The 25242-nt window shown below is 61.9% G+C and carries 17 protein-coding genes; 5 read left to right on the forward strand and 12 right to left on the reverse strand.

Annotated features, from left to right (window positions below; translation table 11 throughout):
- Positions 1–94: 94 nt before the first annotated feature.
- The 7 genes from der to ndk all read right to left on the reverse strand — a co-directional run bounded on the left by der (position 95) and on the right by ndk (position 6917).
- Entirely contained in the window at positions 95–1489 is a 1395-nt protein-coding gene (der, locus tag QMG46_RS17100) for a ribosome biogenesis GTPase Der (RefSeq protein ID WP_281849057.1), read from the reverse strand.
- A gap of 22 nt (positions 1490–1511) precedes the next feature.
- The gene (gene bamB, locus QMG46_RS17105) at positions 1512–2717 is read right to left on the reverse strand and encodes an outer membrane protein assembly factor BamB (RefSeq protein ID WP_281849058.1); all 1206 of its coding nucleotides are present in this window, start codon (positions 2715–2717) and stop codon (positions 1512–1514) included.
- A complete protein-coding gene (locus QMG46_RS17110) occupies positions 2714–3367 on the reverse strand; it encodes a YfgM family protein (protein WP_281849059.1) in 654 nt (217 codons plus the stop codon). The genes bamB and QMG46_RS17110 overlap by 4 nt, the downstream gene beginning before the upstream one ends.
- Before the next feature lie 165 nt (positions 3368–3532).
- Positions 3533–4570 (reverse strand): helix-turn-helix domain-containing protein, encoded by a 1038-nt coding sequence (locus tag QMG46_RS17115; protein WP_281849060.1) that lies wholly within the window; start codon positions 4568–4570, stop codon positions 3533–3535.
- On the reverse strand, positions 4567–5355 hold the full coding sequence (pilW, locus tag QMG46_RS17120; RefSeq protein WP_281849061.1) for a type IV pilus biogenesis/stability protein PilW: 789 nt from the start codon (positions 5353–5355) through the stop codon (positions 4567–4569). Before pilW ends, QMG46_RS17115 begins: the two co-directional genes overlap by 4 nt.
- A complete protein-coding gene (rlmN, locus tag QMG46_RS17125; protein WP_281849062.1) occupies positions 5345–6487 on the reverse strand; it encodes a dual-specificity RNA methyltransferase RlmN in 1143 nt (380 codons plus the stop codon). Before rlmN ends, pilW begins: the two co-directional genes overlap by 11 nt.
- Positions 6488–6491: 4 nt before the next feature.
- A complete protein-coding gene (gene ndk, locus QMG46_RS17130) occupies positions 6492–6917 on the reverse strand; it encodes a nucleoside-diphosphate kinase (RefSeq protein ID WP_281849063.1) in 426 nt (141 codons plus the stop codon).
- A 258-nt stretch (positions 6918–7175) separates the two neighbouring features.
- On the opposite strand from ndk, the gene QMG46_RS17135 reads away from it, so the two are divergent.
- The 4 genes from QMG46_RS17135 (at position 7176) to QMG46_RS17150 (ending at position 12749) form a co-directional block, all read left to right on the forward strand.
- Positions 7176–7793: a TetR/AcrR family transcriptional regulator gene (locus QMG46_RS17135; RefSeq protein ID WP_281852916.1), complete on the forward strand. Its 618-nt coding sequence runs from the start codon at positions 7176–7178 to the stop codon at positions 7791–7793.
- A gap of 64 nt (positions 7794–7857) precedes the next feature.
- Positions 7858–10245 carry a 3-hydroxyacyl-CoA dehydrogenase/enoyl-CoA hydratase family protein gene (locus tag QMG46_RS17140; RefSeq protein WP_281849064.1) on the forward strand — a complete coding sequence of 796 codons (2388 nt, stop codon included), beginning with the start codon at positions 7858–7860 and terminating at the stop codon, positions 10243–10245.
- Between the two features lie 139 nt (positions 10246–10384).
- Positions 10385–11590, forward strand: a complete 1206-nt coding sequence (locus QMG46_RS17145) for an acetyl-CoA C-acyltransferase (RefSeq protein WP_281849065.1) — start codon at positions 10385–10387, stop codon at positions 11588–11590.
- A gap of 157 nt (positions 11591–11747) precedes the next feature.
- Positions 11748–12749: an NAD(P)H-quinone oxidoreductase gene (locus tag QMG46_RS17150; protein ID WP_281852917.1), complete on the forward strand. Its 1002-nt coding sequence runs from the start codon at positions 11748–11750 to the stop codon at positions 12747–12749.
- Between the two features lie 174 nt (positions 12750–12923).
- Here the strand turns inward: QMG46_RS17150 and QMG46_RS17155 are convergent, their stop codons facing one another.
- A complete protein-coding gene (locus QMG46_RS17155; protein ID WP_281849066.1) occupies positions 12924–13892 on the reverse strand; it encodes a helix-turn-helix domain-containing protein in 969 nt (322 codons plus the stop codon).
- Positions 13893–14040: 148 nt separating this feature from the next.
- Between QMG46_RS17155 and QMG46_RS17160 the strand changes: the two genes are divergently transcribed.
- Positions 14041–14721 carry a cysteine hydrolase family protein gene (locus QMG46_RS17160; protein WP_281849067.1) on the forward strand — a complete coding sequence of 227 codons (681 nt, stop codon included), beginning with the start codon at positions 14041–14043 and terminating at the stop codon, positions 14719–14721.
- A gap of 6 nt (positions 14722–14727) precedes the next feature.
- Here QMG46_RS17160 and QMG46_RS17165 read toward each other — a convergent pair whose 3' ends face one another.
- The 4 genes from QMG46_RS17165 to QMG46_RS17180 all read right to left on the reverse strand — a co-directional run bounded on the left by QMG46_RS17165 (position 14728) and on the right by QMG46_RS17180 (position 25032).
- Entirely contained in the window at positions 14728–15084 is a 357-nt protein-coding gene (locus tag QMG46_RS17165; protein WP_281849068.1) for a tRNA-binding protein, read from the reverse strand.
- Positions 15081–16370, reverse strand: coding sequence for an NAD(P)/FAD-dependent oxidoreductase (locus QMG46_RS17170; RefSeq protein ID WP_281849069.1), 1290 nt, complete (start codon positions 16368–16370; stop codon positions 15081–15083). Before QMG46_RS17170 ends, QMG46_RS17165 begins: the two co-directional genes overlap by 4 nt.
- A gap of 188 nt (positions 16371–16558) precedes the next feature.
- The gene (gene pbpC, locus QMG46_RS17175) at positions 16559–18952 is read right to left on the reverse strand and encodes a penicillin-binding protein 1C (protein ID WP_281849070.1); all 2394 of its coding nucleotides are present in this window, start codon (positions 18950–18952) and stop codon (positions 16559–16561) included.
- 56 nt (positions 18953–19008) lie between these two features.
- Positions 19009–25032, reverse strand: a complete 6024-nt coding sequence (locus QMG46_RS17180) for an alpha-2-macroglobulin (protein ID WP_281849071.1) — start codon at positions 25030–25032, stop codon at positions 19009–19011.
- Between the last annotated feature and the right edge of the window lie 210 nt (positions 25033–25242).

A 25242-nucleotide genomic window follows, 5' to 3' on the forward strand; every position in this document is an offset into this window, starting at 1 on the left:
CAACATAGCTCCCTCTCCCCTGCCTTCGCCGGGGGAGAGGGTTGGAGCCTGCCCCGGACTTGATCCGGGGGTGAGGGGGCTTTAGAGCAAGCGCCTACTTGCGCTTCTTCATCTCGCGAATCATGCGCTGACGCTTGCGCATCTGCCCTTCGGTCAGCACGTTCTTCTTGCCGGCATACGGGTTCTCGCCATCACGGAAGCTGATGCGAATCGGCGTGCCTTCCAGCTTGAAACGCTGGCGGAAGAAGTTTTCCAGATAGCGGCGATATGCCGGTGCAATGTGCTTGGTGCGGCTGCCGTGAATGACGATGGTCGGCGGATTGCTGCCGCCGGGATGTGCAAAACGCAGCTTGGGCGCATGCCCGCGCACCAACGGCGGCTGATAGCCTTCGTAGGCGCGTTCGAGCGTCTTGGTCAGCTCGGACGAACCCAGCTCCTTGGTGGCGGCAGCATGCGCACGCACCACGGCGCGCATCAGTTCGCGCAAACCCGAACCATGCAGAGCCGAAATGAATACGCGCTTGGACCACTCGACGAACTGCAGTCGGCGCTCCAACGCACGCTCGCACTGTTCGCGCTGATACGCATCCATGCCGTCCCACTTGTTGACGGCAATGACCAGCGCCCTGCCCTCATCGATGGCATGACCGATCAGGGTGAGATCCTGGTCCGCAAGATTTTCGCGTGCATCGACCATCACTACGACGACTTGCGCGGCAGCCATCGATTGCAGCGTCTTGATCACGCTGAACTTCTCGACGGATTCTTCGACACGCGCCTTGCGCCGCACGCCGGCGGTATCGATCAGGGTGTAACGCTTACCGTCGCGCTCGACCGGCACGCGAATGGGATCGCGCGTCGTGCCGGCAACGTCGGAAACGATCAGGCGATCTTCGCCAAGCAGACGGTTGATCAAGGTCGACTTGCCGGCATTCGGACGGCCGACGATGGCGACACGAATACTGCCGTCTTCGCCTTCGACCGCTTCTTCCGACTCCGGCGGCAACAGCGGCAGCGTTGCCTCGATCAGCTCTTCGGTTCCGCGGTTATGCGCGGCGGACAAAGGCAAGGTCGTACCGATGCCGAAGACCGAGAACTCGGACAGCGAGGTCTGGATATCCAGGCCATCGGTCTTGTTGACTGCGGCAATGATCGGCTTGCCGCTGCGGCGCAGCTCGTCGAGGATGCTGCGATCCTGCGGCAGCAGGCCGTCGCGCGCGTCCACCACAAACACGAGCACGTTCGCCTCGGCGATGGCCAGGCGAACTTGTTGCGCAGTCAGACCTTCGAGACCTTCTTCGGTACCGGACAAACCACCGGTATCCACTACCACGAAGGGCCTCTCGCCAGTACGGCAGATACCGTAGTGGCGATCGCGGGTGACACCTGGCATATCGGCTACCAGGGCATCACGGCTGCGCGTCAGCGCGTTGAACAGGGTCGATTTACCGACGTTGGGGCGACCGACCAGAGCGACGACGGGCAGCATGGGGAATCATCGGCCTCGGGGATCAATGTCCGCCGAGACGATAGGCGCCAATACGGCCCTTCACGTCTTCGACGTACACGACATCGCCCACGACCAGCGGCTGAGCGCGGATGGCCTTCTTGGACAGGCGCTCGCGAGCGGCCAATGCACCGTCGCCGGTCTGCAGCCAGTGCACGTAGCCCTCCATATCGCCAGCGACGATATAGTCGGCCTGCACGGCCGGCGCGGTCAGCCAGCGGTACTTGAGCTTGTCGTTCTTCCAGATGTCGGCGCCACCGCTCTTGTCGAAGCTCCACACCTGCGAGTCGTCGCCAACGCCGTAAAGCGCATTGCCTTTGACATCGATCGAGGTGAAGGTAGAGAACGGACGCGACCACAACGGGCGACCGCTGGGACCGTCTACGGCCACCAGGTTGCCGTGAAACGCTGCGCCATACAGCGTGTTGCCGTCGATCAGGATGGCGCCGTCGGCATCGTTCAGGCGGTCGATTTCGGTACGGCCTTCACCGCTGGCGAGCGACTGCTCCCACAGCTTGTCGCCGTTATCCATGCGCAGCGCCACCAGCTTGCCAGCATCGCTACCGAAGAACACCACGCCGTTGGCGCCCAGCAGCGGGCCGTTGCCGCGCAGGCTGAGCAGCGGCACGGTGCTCTGGTCGTAGGCCCAGCGACGCTCGCCGGTACCGCTGTCGAAGCCATACAGGCGGCCGTCACCGGTACGGGCAACCACCAAGTTACCGACGATGGTCGGCGCGGTCAGCACTTCGGAATTGATCGTGGCCGACCAGCGCTCGCTGCCGTCCTTTGCATTCAGGCCATAGACGTGACCGTCGAGGGTGCCCACGACCAGCAGGTCGCCGGAAACCGCCGGACCGCCGGCGTAGTACGAATCGTAGCGCTGCTTCTTGGTGTCGCCCCAGCCGAACCAGCCATGCTGGCGCGAGCTCTTGCTCCACAGGGTCTTGCCGGTCTGCGCGTCGAACGCGGCCAGATGGCCATCCGTGCTGGCGGCGTAAAGCACGCCATCGGCATAGGCCGGACGCAGGCGCAGACCGCTGTCGCCCGCCCCCTTGCCGACACTGCTGCGCCACAGGCGCGTGACCTGCACGGACGACTTGAAGCCCTTCTCAAGCGGTGTGGGCGGCTGAACGTTCTCTTTCTTGAAAGAGTGGCAGCCAGCGAGCGCTACCAAAGACGTCAGCGCGATCAGCAAAAAACGACGGTTCATGCACCCTGCTTCCCGGCCACTGCCAGATCATCGATTTTGTTCTGCAACAAGGCACCGCCCTGTGGCGCGTTTTGACCCAGGATCGCTTTAGCGGCCTCATAGGCCTTGCGCGCTTCCTCGGGGTGACCAAGCTTGACCTGCGCATCGCCGCGTAGTTCCTGGCTGATGCCTTCGTAGCTCTTTGCGGGCATGCGACCCAGGGTGGCGATGGCGTCATCGGCCTTGCCCTGCGCCAGCTGCACCTGCGCGGTACGGAACTGCATCAGCGCCTTCAATTGCGCGTCGCCGGCGTATTTCTCGGCATCGCCGAGCGCGGCCACGGCCTTGTCCAGCTGATTGGCCTGCACCAGGCGCTGCGCACGCTCGCTGGCGGCAAAGCTGGCGTAGGCGGTATCGCTATAGTCCTTGAGCAGGCTGTCGGTCAGCGTTTCGGCCAGATCGTTCTTTTTGGTCAGCACCGCCATCTGCATCTGCTGATAAAGCTCGGAGGCCTGTTCCTGGTGGCCTACGCGATGCGCGCGCCACTGCTGCCAACCGAAGATGCCCACCAGGCCGATGGCAATACCGACGATGATCGACAAGCCGTTCTGGCGCAGCCACTTCTGTACGCGTTCGCTCTGTTCGTAATCGTCGTACGCTTCAAATGCCATGCTTAAAGTTCACCGTTGAAAAGACCACGCAGGACCAGCGCCGGCAGACAGCGCCTGTTGCGGAAAAAGTCGAGCCTCGCCCGGCGGAAGGCCGGCGGGCGGACAATACCCAAGCATAACGTAACTTGCCCCCGGCCGCGTAGCCGGCGGGCAAGCGGGAGCCGATCAGAAGTTGGCGGGACTGGCCTTGCCGTCCTGCACTTCGATACGGAAATGCGCCACATTGGCGCGGCGATAGCTGTCCAGCGGCATCGGCTGGCCATCGAGCGTCACCTGTGCGCCGTTGGCATTGCCGATACGTACATCCAGCGGCTGATCGCTCTGATAGGTCTTGCTGGTGCCCGCACGAAGCAGGCCGTATTCGAGCTTTGAGCCATCCTTGCGGATGATCTCCACCCAGCTGTCGCTGGGTAGGCTCAGCACGAGGCTGTGCGCACCGGAACCGGCGACCTGCGGCGCGGCGATCTCCGGCTTGGCGGTCGCGTTGTCGTTGCTCAGGTTCGGGAACGGCGCCATGGATGCCAACAGCGGCTGCTGGTCGTCCTGGCGCTGCGGCTGCGCTGCTGCCGCCGGCGTGGTCGCCGTGCTGCTGGACGCGGGATTGGCCGACGCCATCGTGGTAGCCGTCGTGATCGCGCTGCTGCCCGATGCGGCCGGCAGCACCTGCTCCTGCTGCGCCACCGGCGTTGCATCGAGCGGGGCCAGATGGCTGACATCGCGATCGAACGCCCCGCGCATGCCCAGCCAGATCGCCGGCACGGCGATCACGCCGGTCAGCACCACGTAGGTTGCCGCGCGAAGGTAGTTTTCAAGCAGATAGCGCGAATGCGAAATGCCGCCGGTCGCCACCAGCGTGGGCTGGACCTGGCTCGGCTTCAGGCGCTGGATTTCAGCCTGGATCGCCGATTCTTCGACACCTACGTGCTGACCGTACTTGGTCAGGTAGCCGGCCAGATAAACCTGGTAGTCGATGCCGCTGTAATCGCCGCTTTCGAGTTGGCGAACAACCCGAATCGGCAGACGCAACGTATGAGCGCAAGCTTCTACGCTCAGGCCACGTGCTTCGCGGGCCGCGCGCAGGCGGGCACCAAAGGATTCAGTCGCTTCATGCGTCGTCGATGTGCCCACGCCCGTCGCGGACGTGTTGAACAGATCAATGTCGCCCTGAGCGTGTTCGGCCGGTTGTGACGGATTGGAAGTCATGGGCTAGCAGTAGTATCGAGGGCACGCGCCTGTTCCGAGTCCGGGAACTGGGTCTGAAGTCGCCTGCTGTAATTAAGGGCCGCATCCCTGTTGCCCAGGCGGGATTCGATGTCGTGACCGAGCTTGAGTGCCTGCGGGCTGCTGCTGGATGGCCCAAGGGCATCGTAGCGCTGCATGAAAGCACGTGCACGGAACGCATCGTTACGCTGATAAAGCATGTTGGCGAGCTGATAGAGCGCCTCGCCATTGTTCGAATCGATCGCCAACGCCTTGCGGAAAGATTCTTCCGCGCCGGCAACATCGCCATTGCGCGATTGACAGCTACCGGCATTCGTCCAGGCCAGCGACGGCGTCTGATAGAACGGATCGGCAACGGCTTTCTGGAAATACGGCATGGCTTCGGCCGCGCGACCGGAGTTGCACAGGAATACACCCAGATTGTTGTTCGGGCCCCCGCGAGCCGGGTCGATTTCCAGCGCCTTGCGGTAGTGCAGCTCGGCGTTGGGTTGATCCTTGATGCGCTCGTAAACCACGGCGATGACGGTTTGCGCCGGCTCGTAGTTGGGGTTGTACTTGAGCGCCTTGTTGAGTTGCTCCAACGCGCCCTGCAGATCGTTGTTCTGCATGTACTGCTGGCCGAGCTGAGTCAGGATGCGCGCGCCGTCCTCGTTCTTGTTGGACTTGGTTTCACGCAAACGGCTTTCGGGTGTGTCAGGGCCGGTCGTCACGCAACCGGCAAGCGCCAGCATCAGTCCTACGGACAGAGCCGCACGATCAAGCCGCATGGGCGGACCCCTCATCCAGACGCTTGCGGAATTCGGCCTGGCGACGCGTGCGATCGAGCACCTGCCCCTTCAACTGACCGCAAGCCGCATCGATGTCGTCGCCGCGCGTGCGACGCAGCATCGTCAGGATGCCGGCATTGAGCAACTGGGTCTGGAAAGCGCGAATGACTTCGACGTCCGAACGCTCGAAACGCGTACCGGGAAATGGATTGAAGGGAATCAGGTTGACCTTGCAATTGGGCAGGCGACGCATCAGCTTGATCAACTGGCGTGCATGCTCGGGCTGGTCGTTGATGCCCTTCATCAAGGTGTATTCGAAGGTGATCGACGTACGCGGCTTGCGTGCCAGCCAACGCAGGCAGGAGGCCACGAGTTCGGCGATCGGATACCGCTTGTTGAGCGGCACCAGTTCAGTGCGCAGTTCGTCGTTGGCCGCGTGCAGCGACACCGCCAGCGAGACATCAATGGATTCGGACAGCTTGTCGATCATCGGCACCAGGCCGGCGGTCGACAGGGTCACGCGCTTGGACGCCAGGCCAAAGCCGAAGTCGTCGCGCATCAGGCTCATCGCCTTGACCACGTTGTCGAAGTTCAGCAGCGGCTCGCCCATGCCCATCATCACCACATTGGTGATGCGACGGTTCTGATGCGTGACATTGCCCAGGTGCTTGGCCGCCACCCACATCTGACCGATGATCTCGGACGTGGCGAGGTTGCGGTTGAAGCCCTGCGTCGCGGTAGAACAGAACTGGCAGTTGAGGCCGCAGCCGACCTGCGAGGACACGCACAGCGTGCCGCGCGTGGGCTCGGGAATATAGACCGCTTCGACGGCATTGCCGCCGTCCATGCCCAACAGCCATTTGTGCGTGCCGTCGGCCGCGCCCTTGTCGAACATCGTCTTGGGCGGCCCGACATAGCAGGTCGCTTCGAGCTTGGCTCGAAGCGACCTGCCTACATCGGTCATGTTTTCGAAGTTGTCTTCCAGGCGGTGGTAGATCCACTTCATCACCTGATCGGCGCGATAAGGCTTCTCGCCGATACCGGCGAAGAAATCGCGCAGGCCCTGTCGATCGAAATCGAGCAGATTGACCTTGTCGTTGGGGGTGACTTCAACCTGGTTCACTTGCGTCATGACCTCAGCGCGAAAAGACTTCCGTCTCGGCGAAGAAATAAGCGATTTCGACCTTGGCCGTCTCGGCCGCGTCCGAACCGTGCACCGCATTGGCGTCGATCGAATCGGCGAAATCGGCGCGGATCGTACCCGGCGCAGCGTCCTTCGGATTGGTCGCACCCATCAGCTCACGATGCTTCAGGATCGCGTTCTCGCCTTCCAACGCCTGGATGATCACCGGACCGGAGATCATGAACTCGACCAGCGCATTGAAGAACGGACGCTCGCGATGCACCGCGTAGAAGCCTTCGGCTTCACGACGCGACAGATGCTTCATCTTCGCAGCCACGACCTTCAGGCCGGCCTTTTCGAAGCGTGCGTAGATTTCACCGATCACGTTCTTGGCAACGGCGTCGGGCTTGATAATGGAAAGGGTGCGCTCCAGCGCCATAGTCGATCTGCTCCGGGAAACGGTTTTTGAGTTTTTGTGCTTGGGCGGTGCCGACCCCCCGGCCGGCGGATTTTGGCCAAATCCGTCAAGAAATATGGATTTAGCGCGGGAAAGTCTGACAGATTCTAGCGGATACGCAAGTTGTACACATACAAGGGGACATGCTCTGTATGAAAGGTCTCAAACAAACGTTTGACGGAAGCGTTCGACCGATATAATCTTAAACGATCGTTTGACTCCTACCGCCCAGGCCAGAACGTGCAGACATCACAGCAATCGACCAAAGAACGCATCCTCAGTGCCGCCGAAGTGTTGTTTGCAAGGCACGGATTCGACGGCGCTTCGCTGCGCCAACTCACCGCCGCCGCCGGGGTCAACCTCGCCGCGGTCAATTACCACTTCGGCTCGAAGGACCGCCTCGTCGAAGAGGTCTTCCGGCGCCGGCTGGACGAGCTCAACAGCCGCCGCCTGAAGGCGCTATCGCGCATTTCCGGCGACCCCGGGACGACCCTCGAAGACGTGCTGGCTGCCTTTATCAAGCCCGCGCTGGAGCTGTCACACGATGGCAGCGGCACGCTGTTCATGCGCGTACTGGCTCGGGCCTTCGCCGAGCACGACGACACCCTGCGCAAATTCCTGTCGGAGAACTACGGCCATGTCATGCGCCAGTTCACCGCCGAATTCGCCCGCCTGCTCCCGCACCTGAGCAAGGAAGAGCTGTATTGGCGCGTCGACCTTGTCACCGGCGCCCTTACCCACGCCATGTCGGGCTTCGGCATGATTCAGCGCAAGAGCGATGTCACCGAAACGGTCCATCGTGAGCAGACTGCCGCCCATCTGATTCGTTTTGCCGCCGCCGGCCTCAGCCATCCCTGAGTCGAGCCTGGCACCCGTCTTTAACGCAAGCACCTTCAGTGTCCGTACTTCGTCGGAGATCCCAATGACTGCTCCATCTTCATCAACGTCCGCCCTACGAATTCGCAAAGCCGCGGTACTCGGCGCCGGTGTCATGGGCGCGCAGATTGCCGCGCACCTGACCAACGCCGGTGTCGAAACCGTGCTGTTCGACCTGCCCGCCAAGGAAGGGCCCAAGAGCGGTATCGCCCTGAAGGCGATCGAGAACCTCAAGAAGTTGTCGCCTGCCCCGCTCGCCGAGAAGAACCTGGCCGCCGCGATCATCCCGGCCAACTACGACGAGGACATGGCGCACCTCAAGGACGTCGACCTGGTGATCGAAGCGATCGCCGAAAAGATGGACTGGAAGCTGGATCTCTACACGAAGATCGCGCCGCATCTGTCCAAGACCGCGATCATCGCGTCCAATACCTCGGGCCTGTCGATCAACGGCTTGGCCGAAGCGCTGCCCGAAGACATGCGCCATCGTTTCAGCGGCGTGCATTTCTTCAATCCGCCGCGCTACATGCATCTGGTCGAACTGATCCCGACCAAACTCACCGACAAGAACGTGCTGGACGGCCTTGAAGCCTTCCTGACCACGACCGTCGGCAAGGGCGTGGTCATCGCCAAGGACACACCGAACTTCATCGGCAACCGCATCGGCGTGTTCTCGATGCTGTCGACGATGTATCACACCGAACAGTTCAAGCTCGGCTTCGACACCGTCGATGCGCTGACCGGTCCAGCCGTGGGCCGTCCCAAGAGTGCGACCTACCGCACCGCCGACGTCGTCGGCCTGGACACCATGGCGCACGTGATCAAGACCATGGCCGATACGCTGGCCGACGATCCGTGGCACGAGTTCTTCAAGGCACCGGCATGGCTGCAGGGCCTGATCGAGCAAGGTGCGCTCGGCCAGAAGACCGGCGCCGGTTTCTATCGCAAGGCGGGCAAGGACATCGTGGTGCTCGATGTCGCCAAGAAGGACTACCGCCCCTCCGAGCAGAAAGCCTCGGACGAAGTGACTGCCATCCTCGCCATCAAGGACCCGGCCGAGAAGTTCGGCAAGCTGCGCGCGTCGAGTGATGCGCAGGCGCAGTTCCTGTGGGCGACGTTCCGCGACCTGTTCCACTACACCGCCTATCACCTGGCCGATATCGCCGACACCGCACGCGATGTCGATTTCGCCATTCGCTGGGGTTACGGCTGGAAGCTCGGTCCGTTCGAAACCTGGCAGGCCGCCGGCTGGCAGCAGGTGGCCAAGTGGATCGAGGAAGACATCGCCGCCGGCAAGACCATGAGCAAGGCACCGCTGCCCAAGTGGGTGACCGACGGCCGCACTGGCGTGCACGGCAAGAGCGGCTCGTACTCGGCCAGCGCCAACGCCGACAAGCCGCGTTCGCAGCATCCGGTTTATCAGCGCCAGCTGTTCCCCGATCCGATCCTCGGCGAGAAATTCGATCAGGGCACGACCGTGTGGGAAAACGACGGCGTTCGTTTGTGGACGCTGGGCGATGATGGCATCGGCATCATCTCGTTCAAGACCAAGATGAACACGGTCAACGATTTCGTGCTCGACGGTATCCAGCATGCGATCGGCATTGCCGAGGAAAAGCTCAAGGGCGTGGTGATCTGGCAGACCGGCGAGCCGTTCTCGGCCGGTGCCGATCTGAAGGGCGCGCTGGGCTTGCTGCAGGCCGGCAAGTTCGACGACTTCGACAAGATGGTCGCCAACTTCCAGCGCACCAGCATGCGTATCAAGCATTCGCTGGTGCCGGTCGTGTCGGCCGTGCGCGGCCTTGCCCTCGGTGGCGGCTGCGAATTCCAGATGCATTCGGCGCGCACCGTTGCCGCACTGGAAAGCTATATCGGTCTGGTTGAAGCCGGCGTCGGCCTGCTGCCGGCCGGCGGTGGTCTGCATGAGCTGGCCGTACGCGCCGCACAGCAGAATCCGAGCGACCCGTTCGAAGCCTTGAAGAAGGTGTTCGAAACCATCGCGATGGCCAAGGTGGCTGGCAGCGCGCTGGAAGCGAAGGAGATGGGCCTGATGCGCGACAGCGACGTGGTCGTGTTCAATGCCTATGAGCTGCTCTACGTCGCCAAGAAGGTCGCGGCCTCACTGGCCGAAAGCGGCTATCGCCCGCCGTTGCCGGCACGTGCGATTCCGGTCGCCGGCGATGTCGGCACGGCCACGTTCAAGGCGTCGCTGGCAAACATGCAGGCCGGTTACTTCGCGTCGGAGCACGACGTGGAGATCGCCTCGCGCATTGCCGACACCTTGTGCGGCGGCGTGATCGAGCGCGGCTCGCTGGTGGACGAGGAATGGCTGTTGGCGCTGGAGCGCAAGCATTTCGTCGAACTGGCGAAAACGGAAAAGACCCAGGCACGCATCGCACACACGATGACGACCGGCAAGCCGCTGCGTAACTAAAAGCTCGTCGCTCCTGCTGACGCGGGAGCCCAGCGACTTCGTATCACTGCAAAGACACTGGATCCCGGCCCACGCCGGGATGACGAACAAAAAACCTAGCGCGTCGCAGCCTCGAAGCGCGACGCAACGGAGCAAATCCATGAGCAAGCAAGTGCAAGACGCTTATATCGTTGCCGCCATCCGCACACCCGTCGGCAAAGCGCCGCGCGGTGTCTTCCGCAACACCCGCCCGGACGACATGCTCGCCCACGTGATCCGTGCCGTGATGGCACAGGCACCGGGTATCGACCCGCACGAAATCGGCGACGCCATCATCGGCTGCGCCATGCCCGAAGCCGAGCAAGGCATGAACGTGGCGCGCATCGGTGTGCTGCTGGCCGGCCTGCCGGACACCGTGCCGGGCGTCACCATCAACCGCTTCTGCTCGTCGGGCGTGCAGGCCATCGCCATGGCTGCCGATCGCATTCGCCTGGGCGAAGCGGACCTGATGATTGCCGGCGGCACCGAAAGCATGAGCATGGTGCCGATGATGGGCCACAAGGTCGCGATGAATCCGGCGATCTTCAACAACGAGAACATCGGCATCGCCTACGGCATGGGCATCACCGCGGAAAACGTCGCCAAGCAGTGGAAGGTCAGCCGCGAAGAACAGGACACCTTCTCCGCCGCCAGCCACGACAAGGCGCTGGCTGCGATCAAGGCCGGCGAATTCAAGGACGAAATCACCCCGTTCAAGCTCGACGATCACTACCCGGATCTGAAATCGCGCGGCATCAAGACCGATAGCCGCGTAATCGACACCGACGAAGGTCCGCGCCCGGGCAGCACGGTCGAAGTGCTGGGCAAGCTCAAGCCGGTATTTCGCAATGGCCAGTTCGGCGGTTCGGTGACCGCGGGTAATTCGTCGCAGACCTCCGACGGTGCCGGCGCCTTGTTGCTGGCCAGTGAAGCTGCGATCAAGAAGTACAACCTGCAGCCGCTGGCGCGCTTTGTCGGCTTCTCGGTTGCCGGCGTCAAGCCGGAGATCATGGGTATCGGCCCGAAGGAAGCGATTCCGAAGGCGCTCAAGCAGTGCGGCATGACCCAGGATCAGTTGGACTGGATCGAGCTCAACGAAGCGTTTGCCGCGCAGTCGCTGGCGGTGATCAAGGACCTGGGCCTGGATCCCTCCAAGGTCAACCCGCTCGGTGGTGCGATCGCACTCGGCCACCCGCTCGGCGCGACCGGTGCGATCCGTGCCGCCACGCTGATCCACGGTCTGCGTCGCCGCAAGCAGAAGTACGGCATGGTGACGATGTGCATCGGTACCGGCATGGGCGCGGCGGGGATTTTCGAAGCGCTTTGATCCTTCGTTAGACGATGCTTCAAGTCCAGCGGCGGTGCGCAAGCATCGCCGCTTTTTATTGCGTCGCGTTTGGGCGCGTGCTTTGACATTTCTGGAAGATGTCATCGTTCAAAATAACCGCCTTGCCGTTTGTCCAAGGAGCTATTCCGTGCCGTCCATGCAAGCCATCGAAATAAGCCAGCCCGGTCCGCCTGAGAACCTTCGTCTGACGACGCGGCCTCGCCCGCAACCTGGCAAAGGCGAGGTCTTGATCAAGGTGGCGGCATCCGGCGTGAATCGTCCGGATGTCTTTCAACGACAAGGCGCCTACCCGCCCCCGCCCGGCGCCTCGGACTTGCCCGGCCTCGAAGTCGCCGGCGTCATCGTCGAAGGCGATATCGATCACGACAATCCATTCGGACTGAAAGTCGGCGACGAAGTCTGCGCACTGCTTGCCGGTGGCGGTTATGCGGAGTATGTCGTTGCGCCGCTTCCACAGTGTCTTCCGGTGCCACAAGGCTTTTCGGCAATCGAAGCGGCGGCCTTGCCGGAAAACTACTTTACGGTCTGGAGCAACGTCTTCGACCGCGGGCGCCTGGGACAGGGCGAAGGCGGCGAGCATGAAAGCCTGTTGGTGCAAGGCGGCTCCAGCGGCATCGGTGTTACTGCGATCCAGCTTGCGCATGCGTTCGGGCATCGTGTGTTTGCTACGGCCGGCAGCGAAGAGAAATGCCGTGCCTGCGAAAAGCTGGGTGCCGAGAAAGCGATCAACTACAAGTCCGATGACTTCGTCAGCGCGATCCATGCATTGACCGACGGCCGTGGTGTCGACGTGATCCTGGATATGGTGGCCGGCGACTATGTGCCGCGCGAACTCGATGTACTGGCCGAAGGCGGCCGGTTGGTGGCCATCGCAACGCTGGGCGGCAACAAGGCGAATATCGATATCGCCAAGATCATGCGTCGGCGCATCACGATCACTGGCTCGACCTTGCGACCGCGTCCGGTTGCATTCAAAGGTGGCATTGCGCGTAGTTTGCACGAAAAGGTTTGGCCGCTACTCGCTGCAGGCACGGTTCGTCCGGTGATCCATCAGGTGTTTCCGGCCGCACAGGCGGCGGGTGCGCACGCCTTGATGGAGAGCAGCTCGCATATCGGGAAGATCATGTTGAGCTGGTAGCTCGCGCCTATAAAAACCCTTCCTATCCGTCATCCCGGCGAAGGCCGGGATCCAGTGGCGTCGGTTTCAGGTTTTCGCTATAGAGCAGAGGCTTGTTGTCCCTCGCGATAACCCATCACAAAATCACTGGATCCCGGCCTGCGCCGGGATGACGACTAGGGTGTTCGAGGTTCCTTACGTCCCACGAAAACTCCGCCGATAAGAAGCCGGCGACGTAGCAAACGCCGCAACAAAATGCTGACGTAGCGATACGGTGGAACCGAAACCGCTCGACTCCGCAATACGATCCACGGTTTGATCGGTAGTCTCCAGCAACCGCTGTGCATGCGCCAGGCGCTGCGACAGCAGCCATTGCGTCACGCTCGTTCCCGTCGTGCGCTTGAAACGCCGGGTAAAGGTACGCCGGCTCATGGCGGCACGGTCGGCCAGTGCATCCAGGCAAAGTGGTTCACGCAGATTCGCCAGCGCCCACTCCAGGGTGCTGTTCAGACGGTCGGCATGATCCATCTTCGGCACGGGTTGTTCGATGTATTGCGCCTGCCCGCCATGACGATGCGGTGCCACCACCATGCGTCGAGCGACCCGATTGGCCACCTCGGCACCATGGTCGCGACGCAATAGATACAGACAGCAATCGATGGCCGCGGCGGTACCTGCCGAGGTAATGATGTCGCCATCGTCCACGTACAGCACATCGCGCTTCAACAGCACCTGCGGATAGCGCTCGGCAAAATCCTCCATCCACACCCAATGCGTCGACGCGCTGCGTCCGTCGAGCAGCCCGGCTTCGGCCAGTACAAATGCCCCTAGGCACAAACCCACGATGCGTGCGCCACGCGCATGGGCTGCCTGCAGCGCATCGAGCAAGGCTTGCGGTGGACGCTCTGTCGGATCGCGCCAGGCCGGGACAATGATCGTGTCAGCGTCAGCCAGCCGTTCCAGGCCATGCGGCGCATCGATCGAAAACCCCGCCATGGTCCGCAGAGGCCCAGGTTCGGCCGCGCAAACCACCAGCTCGTAGCGCGGCGCACCTAGCCGGGCCAGATCCTCGCCAAACACCATGCACGGCACAGCCAGGTGAAAGGGGCTGATCTGGTGGTAGGCGATCACCGCCACCGTGTTTTGTGGGCACTCCGGAGACATGGCCCGATTCTATCACTGAGTGTCCCGCGAGCCACTTCTGGGCGTTCCGCGATCGGCGAACAATGCACACCAAGCCGCCAGCTCGGCGGTATGGACTTCTCAGTACATATCAACTTGTGCTCGCAAACCTTTGATTAAGGAAATCAATATGAAAAACGCTTTGTTCGCTTCATTGGTCGCCATGACGGTCACCGGCCCGGTTGCCGCGGCAACCAACGATCACCCCACCCTGCGCGCCATCGGCGGTGCCACTGCACCGACGTCGCTCGACGCCAGGACAACGGCCCTGCTGGTGATCGACTTCCAGAACGAGTATTTCTCGGGCAAGTTGCCGATTCCCGATGGCCGCAAGGCGCTCGACCAGGCCAGGAAGCTGGTGGGCTTCGCCGACCAGCACGGCATCGACGTGATCCACGTGCGTCACATCACGCCGGCTGGCTCACCGGTCTTCGCCGAAGGCAGTAACGGCGCCGAGATTGTCGACGGCATCAAGCCAGGCAAGAACCACACTCTACTGACCAAGAACCAGGTGAGCGTGTTCGCCAGCACGGACATCGATGCACGCCTGCGCGCCAAGGGCATCAAGACCCTGATCATCTCCGGCTTGATGACCCATGCCTGCGTTGCCGGCGCAGCGCGTGACGCGGTACCGCTGGGCTACAACGTGATCGTCGCGTCCGACGCGGTGGCTACGCGCCCGATCGATGCGTTCGACGGCAAGGGCGTGGTCTCCGCGCAGGATCTCCATCGCGCGGCGCTGACGGAAATCTCCGACGCGTTCGCCACGGTGGAACCGACAGGCGACATTCTCGCCCTGCCGGTGAACTAAGGCCGGCTACGCCAGACGAGCTCCGTTGGGAACGCTGCGTTCAACCGTCGTCACCACGATGCCTTCGTCGGTATGAAAACCGGTCAGCAAAAACTGGGAACGGAACGGACCGATCTGCTTTTCGGGGAAGTTGATCACCCCGACGATCTGTCGCCCAAGCAGATCGTCGGGCTTGTAGATGCCGGCGATCTGCGCGCTGGTTTTCTTTTCGCCATACGGGCCGAAATCCACCCACACCTTCAATGCCGGCTTGCGTGCTTCGGGGAACGGTTCCACGCGCACCACGGTGCCGGCCACGATCAATACCTTTTCGAAATCGCCCCAGCTGATGGAATCGACCTCTTGTGCGATAACGTTGCTCATCCTTCCAGTCTCGTCTTGAACCAGTCTTTGCCCTGCTGCCACCAGTAGCCGGCCTGCGCCGCGAGGTAACCGATGGGGCGATAGGTATTATCCAGGCCGTAGTGCGCAAACGGTTTCCATGCCTCGCTGCCTTCGGCTAATGCCGCCGCCAGCAGTTCGCCGGCGGCACAGGTCGGTGCCAGGCCGTGACCGCCAAAGGCCTGCGCCCACCATAGGCCATCGCCACGCGTGCCGATCTGCGGCATCTGATGACGTGCATAGCTCATCAGACCCGACCAAGCATAGTCGACGCGTGTACCTTTGAGCGACGGGAACACGCGCAGCAGATCGTTCATCAACAACCGCTGCACCCCTCGCGCGGAACGATCGCGCACCGAGATGCGTCCACCCCACAACAAACGCGAGTCCGACAGCGGCCGGTAGTAGTCGAACGCAAACCGCGAGTCGTAGATGGCAGCGCGTGTACGAAGGATGTCACCTATCCGCTCACCCAAGGGCTCGGTGACCATCACATACGTAGCGATCGGCAGGATGGCGCGATCGATCTGGCGATGCAGACCGCCGAGATAACCGCCACAGGCCAGCACGACCTGATCGGCCAGGATTTCTCCATGTGCCGCACTGATGCACCATCGCGCGCCCTCGCGCCGTACACGCCACACATCGGTTTCTTCATGAATACGCACGCCCTGCTCGCTCGCCGCCTTGGCCAGGCCAATGGCGAAATTGAGCGGATGCAGATGCAGCGCATTGCGCTCGTACAGGCCGTCGAAATAACGTTCGCTGCGTACCAGCTCGCGTAATCGGTCGCGTTCGAGCCAGGTCCAGTCCACGCCATAATGTTCGGCCAACAACTGCTGACGTTGGCGCAAGACACCCGGATCGCGGAACCAGTTCGCCCAGATCACGCCTTCATCGACCACGTCGCATGCGATGGCGTAACGGCGGGTCAGCTGCCGGATACGTTCTACTGCATCGGTCGTGCGCTGGAACATGGCTCGCGCCAGCTCCGCGCCATGTGCATCGAGCAGGGCTTGTTCGCCCAGCGAATAGCCGGCGAATACGAAACCGCCGTTGCGTCCCGAAGCGCCAAACCCGACCTGCTCGCGCTCCAGCAGAACCACATCGTGCACGCCGCGCTCGGCCAGTCCCAACGCCGTGTGCAGCCCGGCGAAACCGCCCCCAATGATGGCCACCTTGGCTTCGCTACGGCCTTGCAACGGCGCGTACGCGGGATACGCGTTGGCCGTGGCGCGGTAGTAGGAAGCGGGGGACGTGTTCTTCATTCGTGTCTGAGATGCTTGATGCAACGATAAGGTTGGGAGGATAGCGCCAAGAGCGCCCCCTCACCCCAACCCTCTCCCCCGGCAAGCCAGGGGAGAGGGAGCTAAAGCCGGCACGTTTCGATCTTGCCTCAAGCTGCTCCCTCTCCCCTGGCTCCGCCGGGGGAGAGGGCTGGGGTGAGGGGGTGCTCTTACTCCACCAGACTCACACCAAGCGCCCGCTGATCACTCTGCCCCCGATCATCCACCACACGCACCGAATAATTCCCCGCCCCCGGCGCATCCCAGAACAGCAACTCGCCGGGCGCGCTATGCCCGATATAGGCATCGTTGACGAACCAATAAAGCTGACGCACGGCCGCATCGCTATTGGCACTGAAACCGATGCGATCGTCACCCTGCTTTTTCAGCCGCATGGTGTAGATACTTCCGCGCAAGGGCGAGGTGATTCTTGGCGGTTCGCCTTCGGCCGCGCCGCCATCGACGCAGGCATCGTTCTGCGGCGGCTTTCGGCGTGGCATACCGGCCTGCACGAAGACCCGTTGCAATTCGGACGGCCAGTATTCGTAGACCTCGATATGCGTGAGCTTGCCGGCATAGGGCGGACACGCCGGTTTGCCCGTGGCATCGTCGATCACCACCGGCCTGTGCACCTGACTGACACGAATCGGCGACTTGCCAGGAATGAACCAGGTGTAGCCCTTTTGCGGACACCACTGGTTAGGCAGATCGCCACTGGCCAGACAGATTTGCTCACGTTTCAGATTGGCCGGCATGTGGTGGATGGGCTCGGACATGCCCGGCCATTGCGCACGCATCGCGTCGACGATCTGAAAGAACAAAGGCGCTGCCGCTTCCACGCCGATAAAGGCCGGATTGCCGCTGCCGTCGAAATTGCCGACCCACACGATCAATACATAGGGGCCGAAACTGCCGGACGTCCAGGCATCTCGAAACGCCCATGACGTGCCTGTTTTCCAGTAGACCGGTACGCGCGACGGATTCGCACCGGACGCCTCGTCCGGACGCGGATTCTGCCGCAGCATGTCCATCACCATGAAGCTGGCTTCTTCGCTGATCAGTCGCGTGCCGGTAGAGGCAGGATCGGACGCAAGCCAGCGCAGCGGCTTCAGCTCACCGCGGTTGGCCAGCATCGCGTAGAGGCCCGCCTCTTCCTGCATGGTCACCTCGCCACCACCGAGCACCAACGCCAGCCCATAGTGTTTTTCGCTGGCCATGCGGCTGATGCCTGCCGCACGCAGGAATTGATACAGGCTGGGCTGCTGCAGCTGCGACGCCACCCAGACAGCGGGAATATTACGACTGCGAATCAATGCATCGGTCGCAGTGATCGGCCCGAGGAAATGGCCGTCGAAATTTTCCGGCGTATACGGACCGAACGAGGTCGGCACATCGCGCAATACCGTCTGCGGATGCAGTACGCCCTGATCGAAGCCCAGCGCGTAGATGAAAGGTTTCAGAGTCGAACCGGGCGAACGCTTGGCCTGTGTCCCGTTGACCTGCCCCTGGATGCCCGCGTCCGCATAGTTGGCCGAACCGACCAATGCCTTGACGCTCATATCGCGCGTATCGACCAGGATGGCTGCTGCGTTGCGTATACCTTGCGCATCGCCACGCTGGACAAAATGAGCGACTTGGCGCTCCAGCGTGTGCTGCATATCCAGGTCCAGCGTCGTGGCGATACGGCTGTCTACGGCGTCGCCTTCGACACGCCGTGTCGCCAGGATCTGTTCGACCGCGTGCGGCGCTTCGAACGGCAGCTGCGATAACGGGCGCAGATTGAGCGGCAACGAAAACAGCGGCTTCAATGCGGCGTCGCTTGGATGCCCATGCAGCCAGCGTTCGTAGAGTCGATTGCGCGAGTCGGCCAGATACTTGCTGATGATGCCGATCGGTGCATCGCTATCGAGCGATGGCGCACGCAAGCGGCGACTCGGATCCTGCGGTATCACCGCCAGCGTCAATGCCTCGGGTAGATTCAATGCCGCTGGCGATTTGTCGAAATACGCGAGACTGGCCGCACCTACACCTTCGACGTTGCGGCCATAAGGCGCGTAATTCAGATACGCCTCGAGGATCTGCTGCTTGGAGTAGAACATCTCCAGCCGCACCGCAAGACCAACCTGGCGCAGCTTGCCCCATGGCGAACGGGTGTTGAGGCGATACAGCAGGCGTGCCAGCTGCATGGTGATGGTCGAACCACCTTGTGGGTTACCGTGGCGCACATAGGTCACCCAGGCGCCGCGCAACAGACCATACGGATTGAAACCCGGATGCCAGCGAAACCAGCGGTCCTCGTGCAATTGCACGGCGTCGACCAGTGCCGGCGACATGTCTTTCAGCGGCACCCACAGACGATAACGATCATCGTCGGCCAGGGTCAGACGCATCAATCGGCCGCGATCGTCGTAGACCGCGGTCGATGACGGCAGGTAATCACGCAACGACTGATGCGGCCACACACGGATGCCGACCAGTACGCACACGATCAACCCCGCGCCGACCAGCCAGTTCTGCCAGCGTTTGATCCAGCGGATGAACGCCTGGGTTATCGAGTACGGCAACTTAGCTCACGCTCATTCGATGCCGCTCTCCCAGGACGGGAGAGCGGCGCTGTCGCTTACGGTTTGCGTACGACGGTCAGGATGGCGCCACCGGGTGCGCGTGCCTGAATCTTGCGGTCGTACAAGGACTCGCCAAAGGCCGGCGGCACGATGAACTTGCCCGCATTGGTCGCCTTGATGCGATAGACGAACTCGCCCACATTGGGTGTGGCCTCGCCATAGAGCACGACGCGGTCTTCGCGCACGTCCGCGTATTGCAAGGTCCAGCTCGATTGACCCACGCCGATCGGCGAACGCCATGCGCTGGCCGCGACGGTGCTGTCACCGCCCTGGTCGTTTTCGCTGTCGTCCGCGGCCTGTTGATCGGCGACGGGCGGTGGCGGCTGGATGACCGGCTCGAAGCCGCCCGGCAGCAGGTCGACAATGGCCAAGTCGCCAACGGAGACGTTGGTGGTGGAACGGATCTTCAGATGAACGTCGATTTCCTGACCGATGGTCACCTGATCCAGCGCCTTGCCGTTGGTGTCGGTGTAGTCGCGGGTGATCTCCACGCCCTCACGCTCGGCCTTGGTCGGGGCGTCACGATCGTAGCCACCCTGACTGACCACATACCATGCCGGCAAGGTGGTGCCGTTGGTGAAGCGCAGGCGTGCATCGGACGGTGTCCAGCTACCGTTCTGCAGCATGCCCTCGACCTTGCCGATGGATCTTACGTTGCCATCGGCCTTGACCGCAGCGATATCCAGCTTCGCCACTTCGCCTTGCGCCTGATCGGCATAGGCATCGAGTGCAAGGATCGTCATCGACGAGGAATAGGTATTGAACCACCCGTTCTGCAGCGGACGCACGATGTTCTCGAACGCTTGCGGCGGCAGGCTCTTGAGCTGGTCGGGGAAATGCTTGGCCAGCAGATAGAGCGTGATCGAATCGCGGGTCAGCGGATCGTAGTAGTAGTGATAACTCCAGGGCTCGCGACTGCCTTCGCTAGACAGCATCTTCAACGGACCGGCAAGCATCTGGCCAGCCAGCTTGTCCTGCTTGAGCAACTTGTAGGATGCAGCAATCCACGCCGCCGTCAGATCGTCCTTCCATTCCTTCGGCTGTGTTTCGCTCAGGCGCTTCTGCAACGACGCCAGATAGTTGGTGGTGACGTTGCCCTGGCGAGTCAGCAGATAGATGGCATAGGCACGCTGGCGCAAGGCTTCGATCGAGTCGCCACTATCGTCGGCAGCGATCTGCTTCAGGAAACCATTGCCGGCGTCGAACATATCGCGCGGCACGGCCAGACCACGGTCGCGCGCTTCGAGCATGAAGTGCATCGCGTAGTCGGTCAGGAAGGCATCGCCGTCCGGCGTCGCGGTCCACAGGCTGAAGCCACCCTGCCCGTTCTGGCGCGTATGCAGTGCGTCGTACAGGCTCGCCAACGACTCCGCTTGCGTCTTGCCACCAGTGTTCTGCGACGCCATCAGCACCTGCTTGAACTCCGGGCGCTGTCCAAATACCAGCGCCGGCATCGAGCTGCTGAGTATCTGCTCGGTGCAGTAGTGCTCGAAATCGACCAGATAGGACGTCAGGCCCTGGGCCAGCACGAGCGGCAGGTTCGACATCGCCACATTGCGTTTGGCATAGGCGTCGTACAACTTGCGCACGCCCGTGAAATCCGCCTTGTTGCCCGCTTCGACCTTGCCGATGCCGACTGTGGTGCGGAACGCGGCCGCCGGACGTACCGAAAGGTCAACGCTCTGCTTGGCCGACTTGTCACCGTAGGCCGCACTGAAGGTCAGGTTGCCCGAGCCCAGCTGATCGGTCGCCTTGACCCGGAACAGCGCCACGCCTTCGCGCATTTCGCCCAGACTGATGCTCTGCGTCGCATTGCCGACCAACTGCAATTGCGGGCCGGTCTTCAAGGTCACCGATACCGGCACCTGCTTGCCGCCCAGCCCGGTGAGATTGTTTGCCACGCCGACGCTTACTTCGACTTCGTCGCCTGGTGCCAATGTGGTCGGCACGTTCGGCGACAGCACGAAGTCGCCGCGCACCGTAGTGGCGCCTTCGAAGGTACCGATCTTTTCTGGCGAGACCGCCACGGCCATCACACGCAGCTTGCCGTTGAAGTAATCGGGCACGTGATAGGTCACCTCCTTCTCGCCATCGACATCGACGATGCCGGACCAGTAGGCCACTGGCTTGTCGCGTTTGCGCTTGAACGGGTTCAGCTGACGACCGATCGCACCATCCGCATCGCCGCCCGGCGCGGCCATCGCCATCAGTTTCTCGAAGTCCGGCAGGATCAGGTCGAGAATCTGCGAGGTGCCCACTTCCAGCATGCGCTTGCGAAAGAAGTACTTCAGCGGATCGCCCAGCTTGTAGCGCGCGACCTGCAGGATGCCTTCGTCCACGGCGAAGATCACCGCTTTGGTCGGCTGGGTCGAGGTCAGCTTCAAGGTGACGTCCTGCCCCGGCTTCACCATGGCCGGCGCATCGACCTTGATGTCGTTGCGGCGGGCATCGAGGTTGACCGAGAACGGCACCACGCCGTAGCTCAGCGGGCTCATGAAGATTTCATCCGACGACGGATCGCGGATGTACTGCACGTTGATGTAACCGTTGCCTTCGAAATCCGCTGGCACCGTGATGTGCTGGACCGAGCTGGTGGTATCGGCATGGAACCATGCATGCGCATAGACCTTGTCACGCTCGATGGTGATCAGGCCGCTACCGGCATACGGTGCGCGCACCGCGATCTCAACCGACTCGCCCTGTGCATAGTCCTTCTTGCTGAGATTGAGCTGCAACTCGGCATTGCGGTCGAGCGAACGCGACACATTGGCGTCGCCCGCCACGCTGTATTCGACTCGGTTTACTTCCTTTCGGTCCGTACGAAGGATTACCAGCGCATAATTGCCTGGCTTGTCCGTCGGCAGAGTGTAGTCGGAGCCACCGGCGGGAATGGTCAGCGGCTGTTCGCTGATCGGTACTTCCTTGAGCTTGGACTCGTACTTGTAGACGCCCGAGTTCTGTTTGGTCAGCACGGAGATGTAACGGCGCTCGATCAACTGGGCTTTCAGATCGCCCAAGACCATCGACTTGGCCTGCGGGTCGATCGCGACCAGGTGCACCGTACGGCTGGCATTACGGCTGACGTAATCGAGGTTGTCCTCTGCCTTGTAGCCAACCAGCCATTCGTTGCTCGACACCAGGGTCTGCGTCGCAGCGGCGACATTGCGGCCGCCTTCGGCCTCGTACGCCTTGGCCAGGAAATACAGCTGGTAGGTCGCGTCGGCGTATTTTTTCAGATCGAGATCGAACTCGGCATGGCCCTTGTCGTCGGTCTTGCCGTCCTGAAGATTCTCTTCGTAACCTTCCTTCGCGCGCTTCACATCATAGAAGTGATAGTCGGGCCAGCTACGGAAGGCCGGGAAAGCCGGACGCAGTGTCAACGACGCCTCGACACGACGATCGGCGGCAGGCGTACCGAACAAGTTCTGCGCGTCAACCTCACCCTTCAATTGATCCGGCTTGACCCAGCCTTCGGCCACCTGCTGCGACAGCTTTGCGTCGACCTTCATGCGATCGGGGAGGAACTCCTTGACCTGCACGGTGGTGTTGCAGACCTGCGCGTTCGCCTTGCCGTCCTTGACGATGTAGAGATTGACCGTCCAGGTACCGGTCGGTGCGGTTTCAGCCGGCGCGTATTCCAGTTCGCCGAAGCCGGACGCATCCATCGACAGCGGGATCTGCTTCACCGCCACGCCGCGCGGGTCGACGATTTCCGCCTGCAACGGAATACCCGCAACGCTACGCGTCCACGTCGCTGCACGAACGATCAGACCGATGTGGAAGGTATCGCCCGGGCGATAGATACCGCGATCGGAGAACAGATAGCCCGACAACTGACCCTGGTTGATCGCATTGCGCTCGCCGCCGATATCGAAGCGCGAGAAGTCGAGCTGACGATCATAGGTGCCGATCGGCAGGAACGACAGGTCATCGCCTTTCTTGACCAGGTACAGCGTCGGCTTCTTGTCGCGGTCCAGACCCTTGAAGGTTGGAAAATGCACAACGCCGTCGGCGCTGGTGGTCTGCGTATAAAGCGTCTGGCCGTTGATCGCCATCACCGAAACGCTGGCGCCACCAACCGGCTGACCATTGCCGATCGACTGCACAAACACGTCCTGGCTGCCATCGACAGCCTTCTTTACCAACATGCCCAGATCGGTGACGACGACCAGACGGGTGTCCTGCGGCGTTACGCCGGTGTCCTCACTCGCCTCGCCACTGTCATCGCCATCGGCGGCACCATCGGGTTCATCACCGGTTGCCTCATCGCCTTCATGGGCGTTATCTGGCGCATAACCTTTTTCGGCATCCGCCGCGGCCTGCTTCTGTGCCTTTTCGCGCTTGGCTTCGGCCGCGGCATCGTAGGAAGACAGATGCAGCATGAACACGCCGCGCTTGCCTTCCTTCAGATATTGGCCGAGGTCCACGCCTTCGTAATGTGCCTTGCCCGGATCGCCCTTGGGGAAGCTGCGCTTCACCTCGTAACGCTCAACGATATGGTCTTCGCTGAAGCCATAGGTCAGCTCGGGCTTGGTGTAGTTGCCCTGGTTGAGGCTGACCAGATGCTGGATCTGATCGGGCAGCACGCGGCCGACTTCCACACGCATACCGGGCAGATTGCGCGACACGACCGAAATGCGCTTGCTGCCGCTCATCGACAGCAACGAACCGTCCGCCATGAAGCGCAGCAGCTTCGGATAGTCAGGCACGGTGATGGCTTGCGCCGTCGCCTGCCCCGACAGATAGCCGCCGAACGATTTCAACCCTTTTTCGACACGCACATAAATGCGCTGGCCGGGTTCGGCGTGAAACTTGAAGCTTTGCAGCGACGCGTATTCGTTTTCCGTCGGCACCAGCTCCAGCTTCAGCGGCTGGGATTTTTTCAACAGCGATTCGCTGATTTCCGACGGCTGCCACTCATACGGTGCCGCATCTTCGTCATCGCTGTACTTCGGATTGCGCTTGGGCAGCACCCAGGCCTTGGTCAGGCCGGCGACTTCGCTGTCGCGCACGTTGTCGCTGACATCGACCAACAGCACCTGCTCGGGCTCGTACTTGTCGTTGTCGACCAAGGTCGGTTCGATACTGGTGATGGCAAGGCTGTACAGGCCCGGCACCGCGATGCTGGTCTCTTTCTTGTCGGCCGTAGCGTCGCCACCACGCGAACTGCGCACGCCCTTGTCGATCGTGTAAGCCACTGCGCCGGCAGCGCTCGGCAAGGCCAGCGGCTGCGAATGAATCCAGGCGTGCAGCTTGTATTGATCGTAGGTGACGGTGTACTTCAGATCGCCGCCCTTGCTACCTGGCTGGTTCAACTCCAGCCCGATGCGCTTTTCAAACTGCGCAGCATCCACCGGGTAATTGAAATCCACCGGCAGAATGGTTTTCTTGGCGGTGGCGTCCTGGGGATCCTGATAGAACTCGCCACGACCCACGGTCATGTCGAACGCCACGGTGTCGAACTCCACGTGGTCGTCTGCCATCAATACATGACCGGCAAACGCCTTGGGTACGTCAAAGCGGACCTCGAAATGTTTGCCGACCGGCCAGTCTTCGGCGGGAACGAAGCGCAGGTTTCGATCGTCGACCCAGCTCCATTGACCTTTGACGACAGGTTGCATGCTGATGCCCGTCGTCACCGTCTTGCCGACCTGCTCGATCGGCGCGGCAGACTTGGAGAAGCGTATATCCAGCGGCGAGATGACGATCGGCTGCTTGGTGTAGTCGGTCAGCAGCGGCGCATGCGCAGTGATCGCGATCTTGACCGGTTCCTCGGGCTTGGGCCGGTTCTTGTACCACTGCCACCCGTACCAGCCGCCAAAGCCCACCAGCAGCACGGCAATCAGCGCTCCTGCCGACTGCAGCGGCCGGCGACGCACGGCGCCGGCTGTCGCCGGCGCCCAGGCGGGCGCGGACCAGGACACGTTGCCGATCAGCGGCTTGAGTATCAAGCCGATAAGGCCAAACAGGCCGCGCACGAGGCGCACAGGCAACAACAGCAAAAACCGCAGCAGATCCATAGTGCTTTCCTGAGCTCATCCGATGAAACAAACGGCGGGGATCAGCCAAGCACATGCCAAAGCCGCCCGAACCACGGACGGCCAATGATCAAGCCAGCTTCCCCAATGCGAATCCTGCGCCCGAAAAATGGCAGGTTCGGGCGCAGATTGTGACATGTTGCCGCCTTCGGCGGAAACGGGGTGACGCCTGTTTAGAGGGGCGCAGGCAAC

Origin of the sequence: Dyella sp. GSA-30 (genome assembly GCF_027924605.1) — a bacterium.
Lineage (GTDB): Bacteria > Pseudomonadota > Gammaproteobacteria > Xanthomonadales > Rhodanobacteraceae > GSA-30.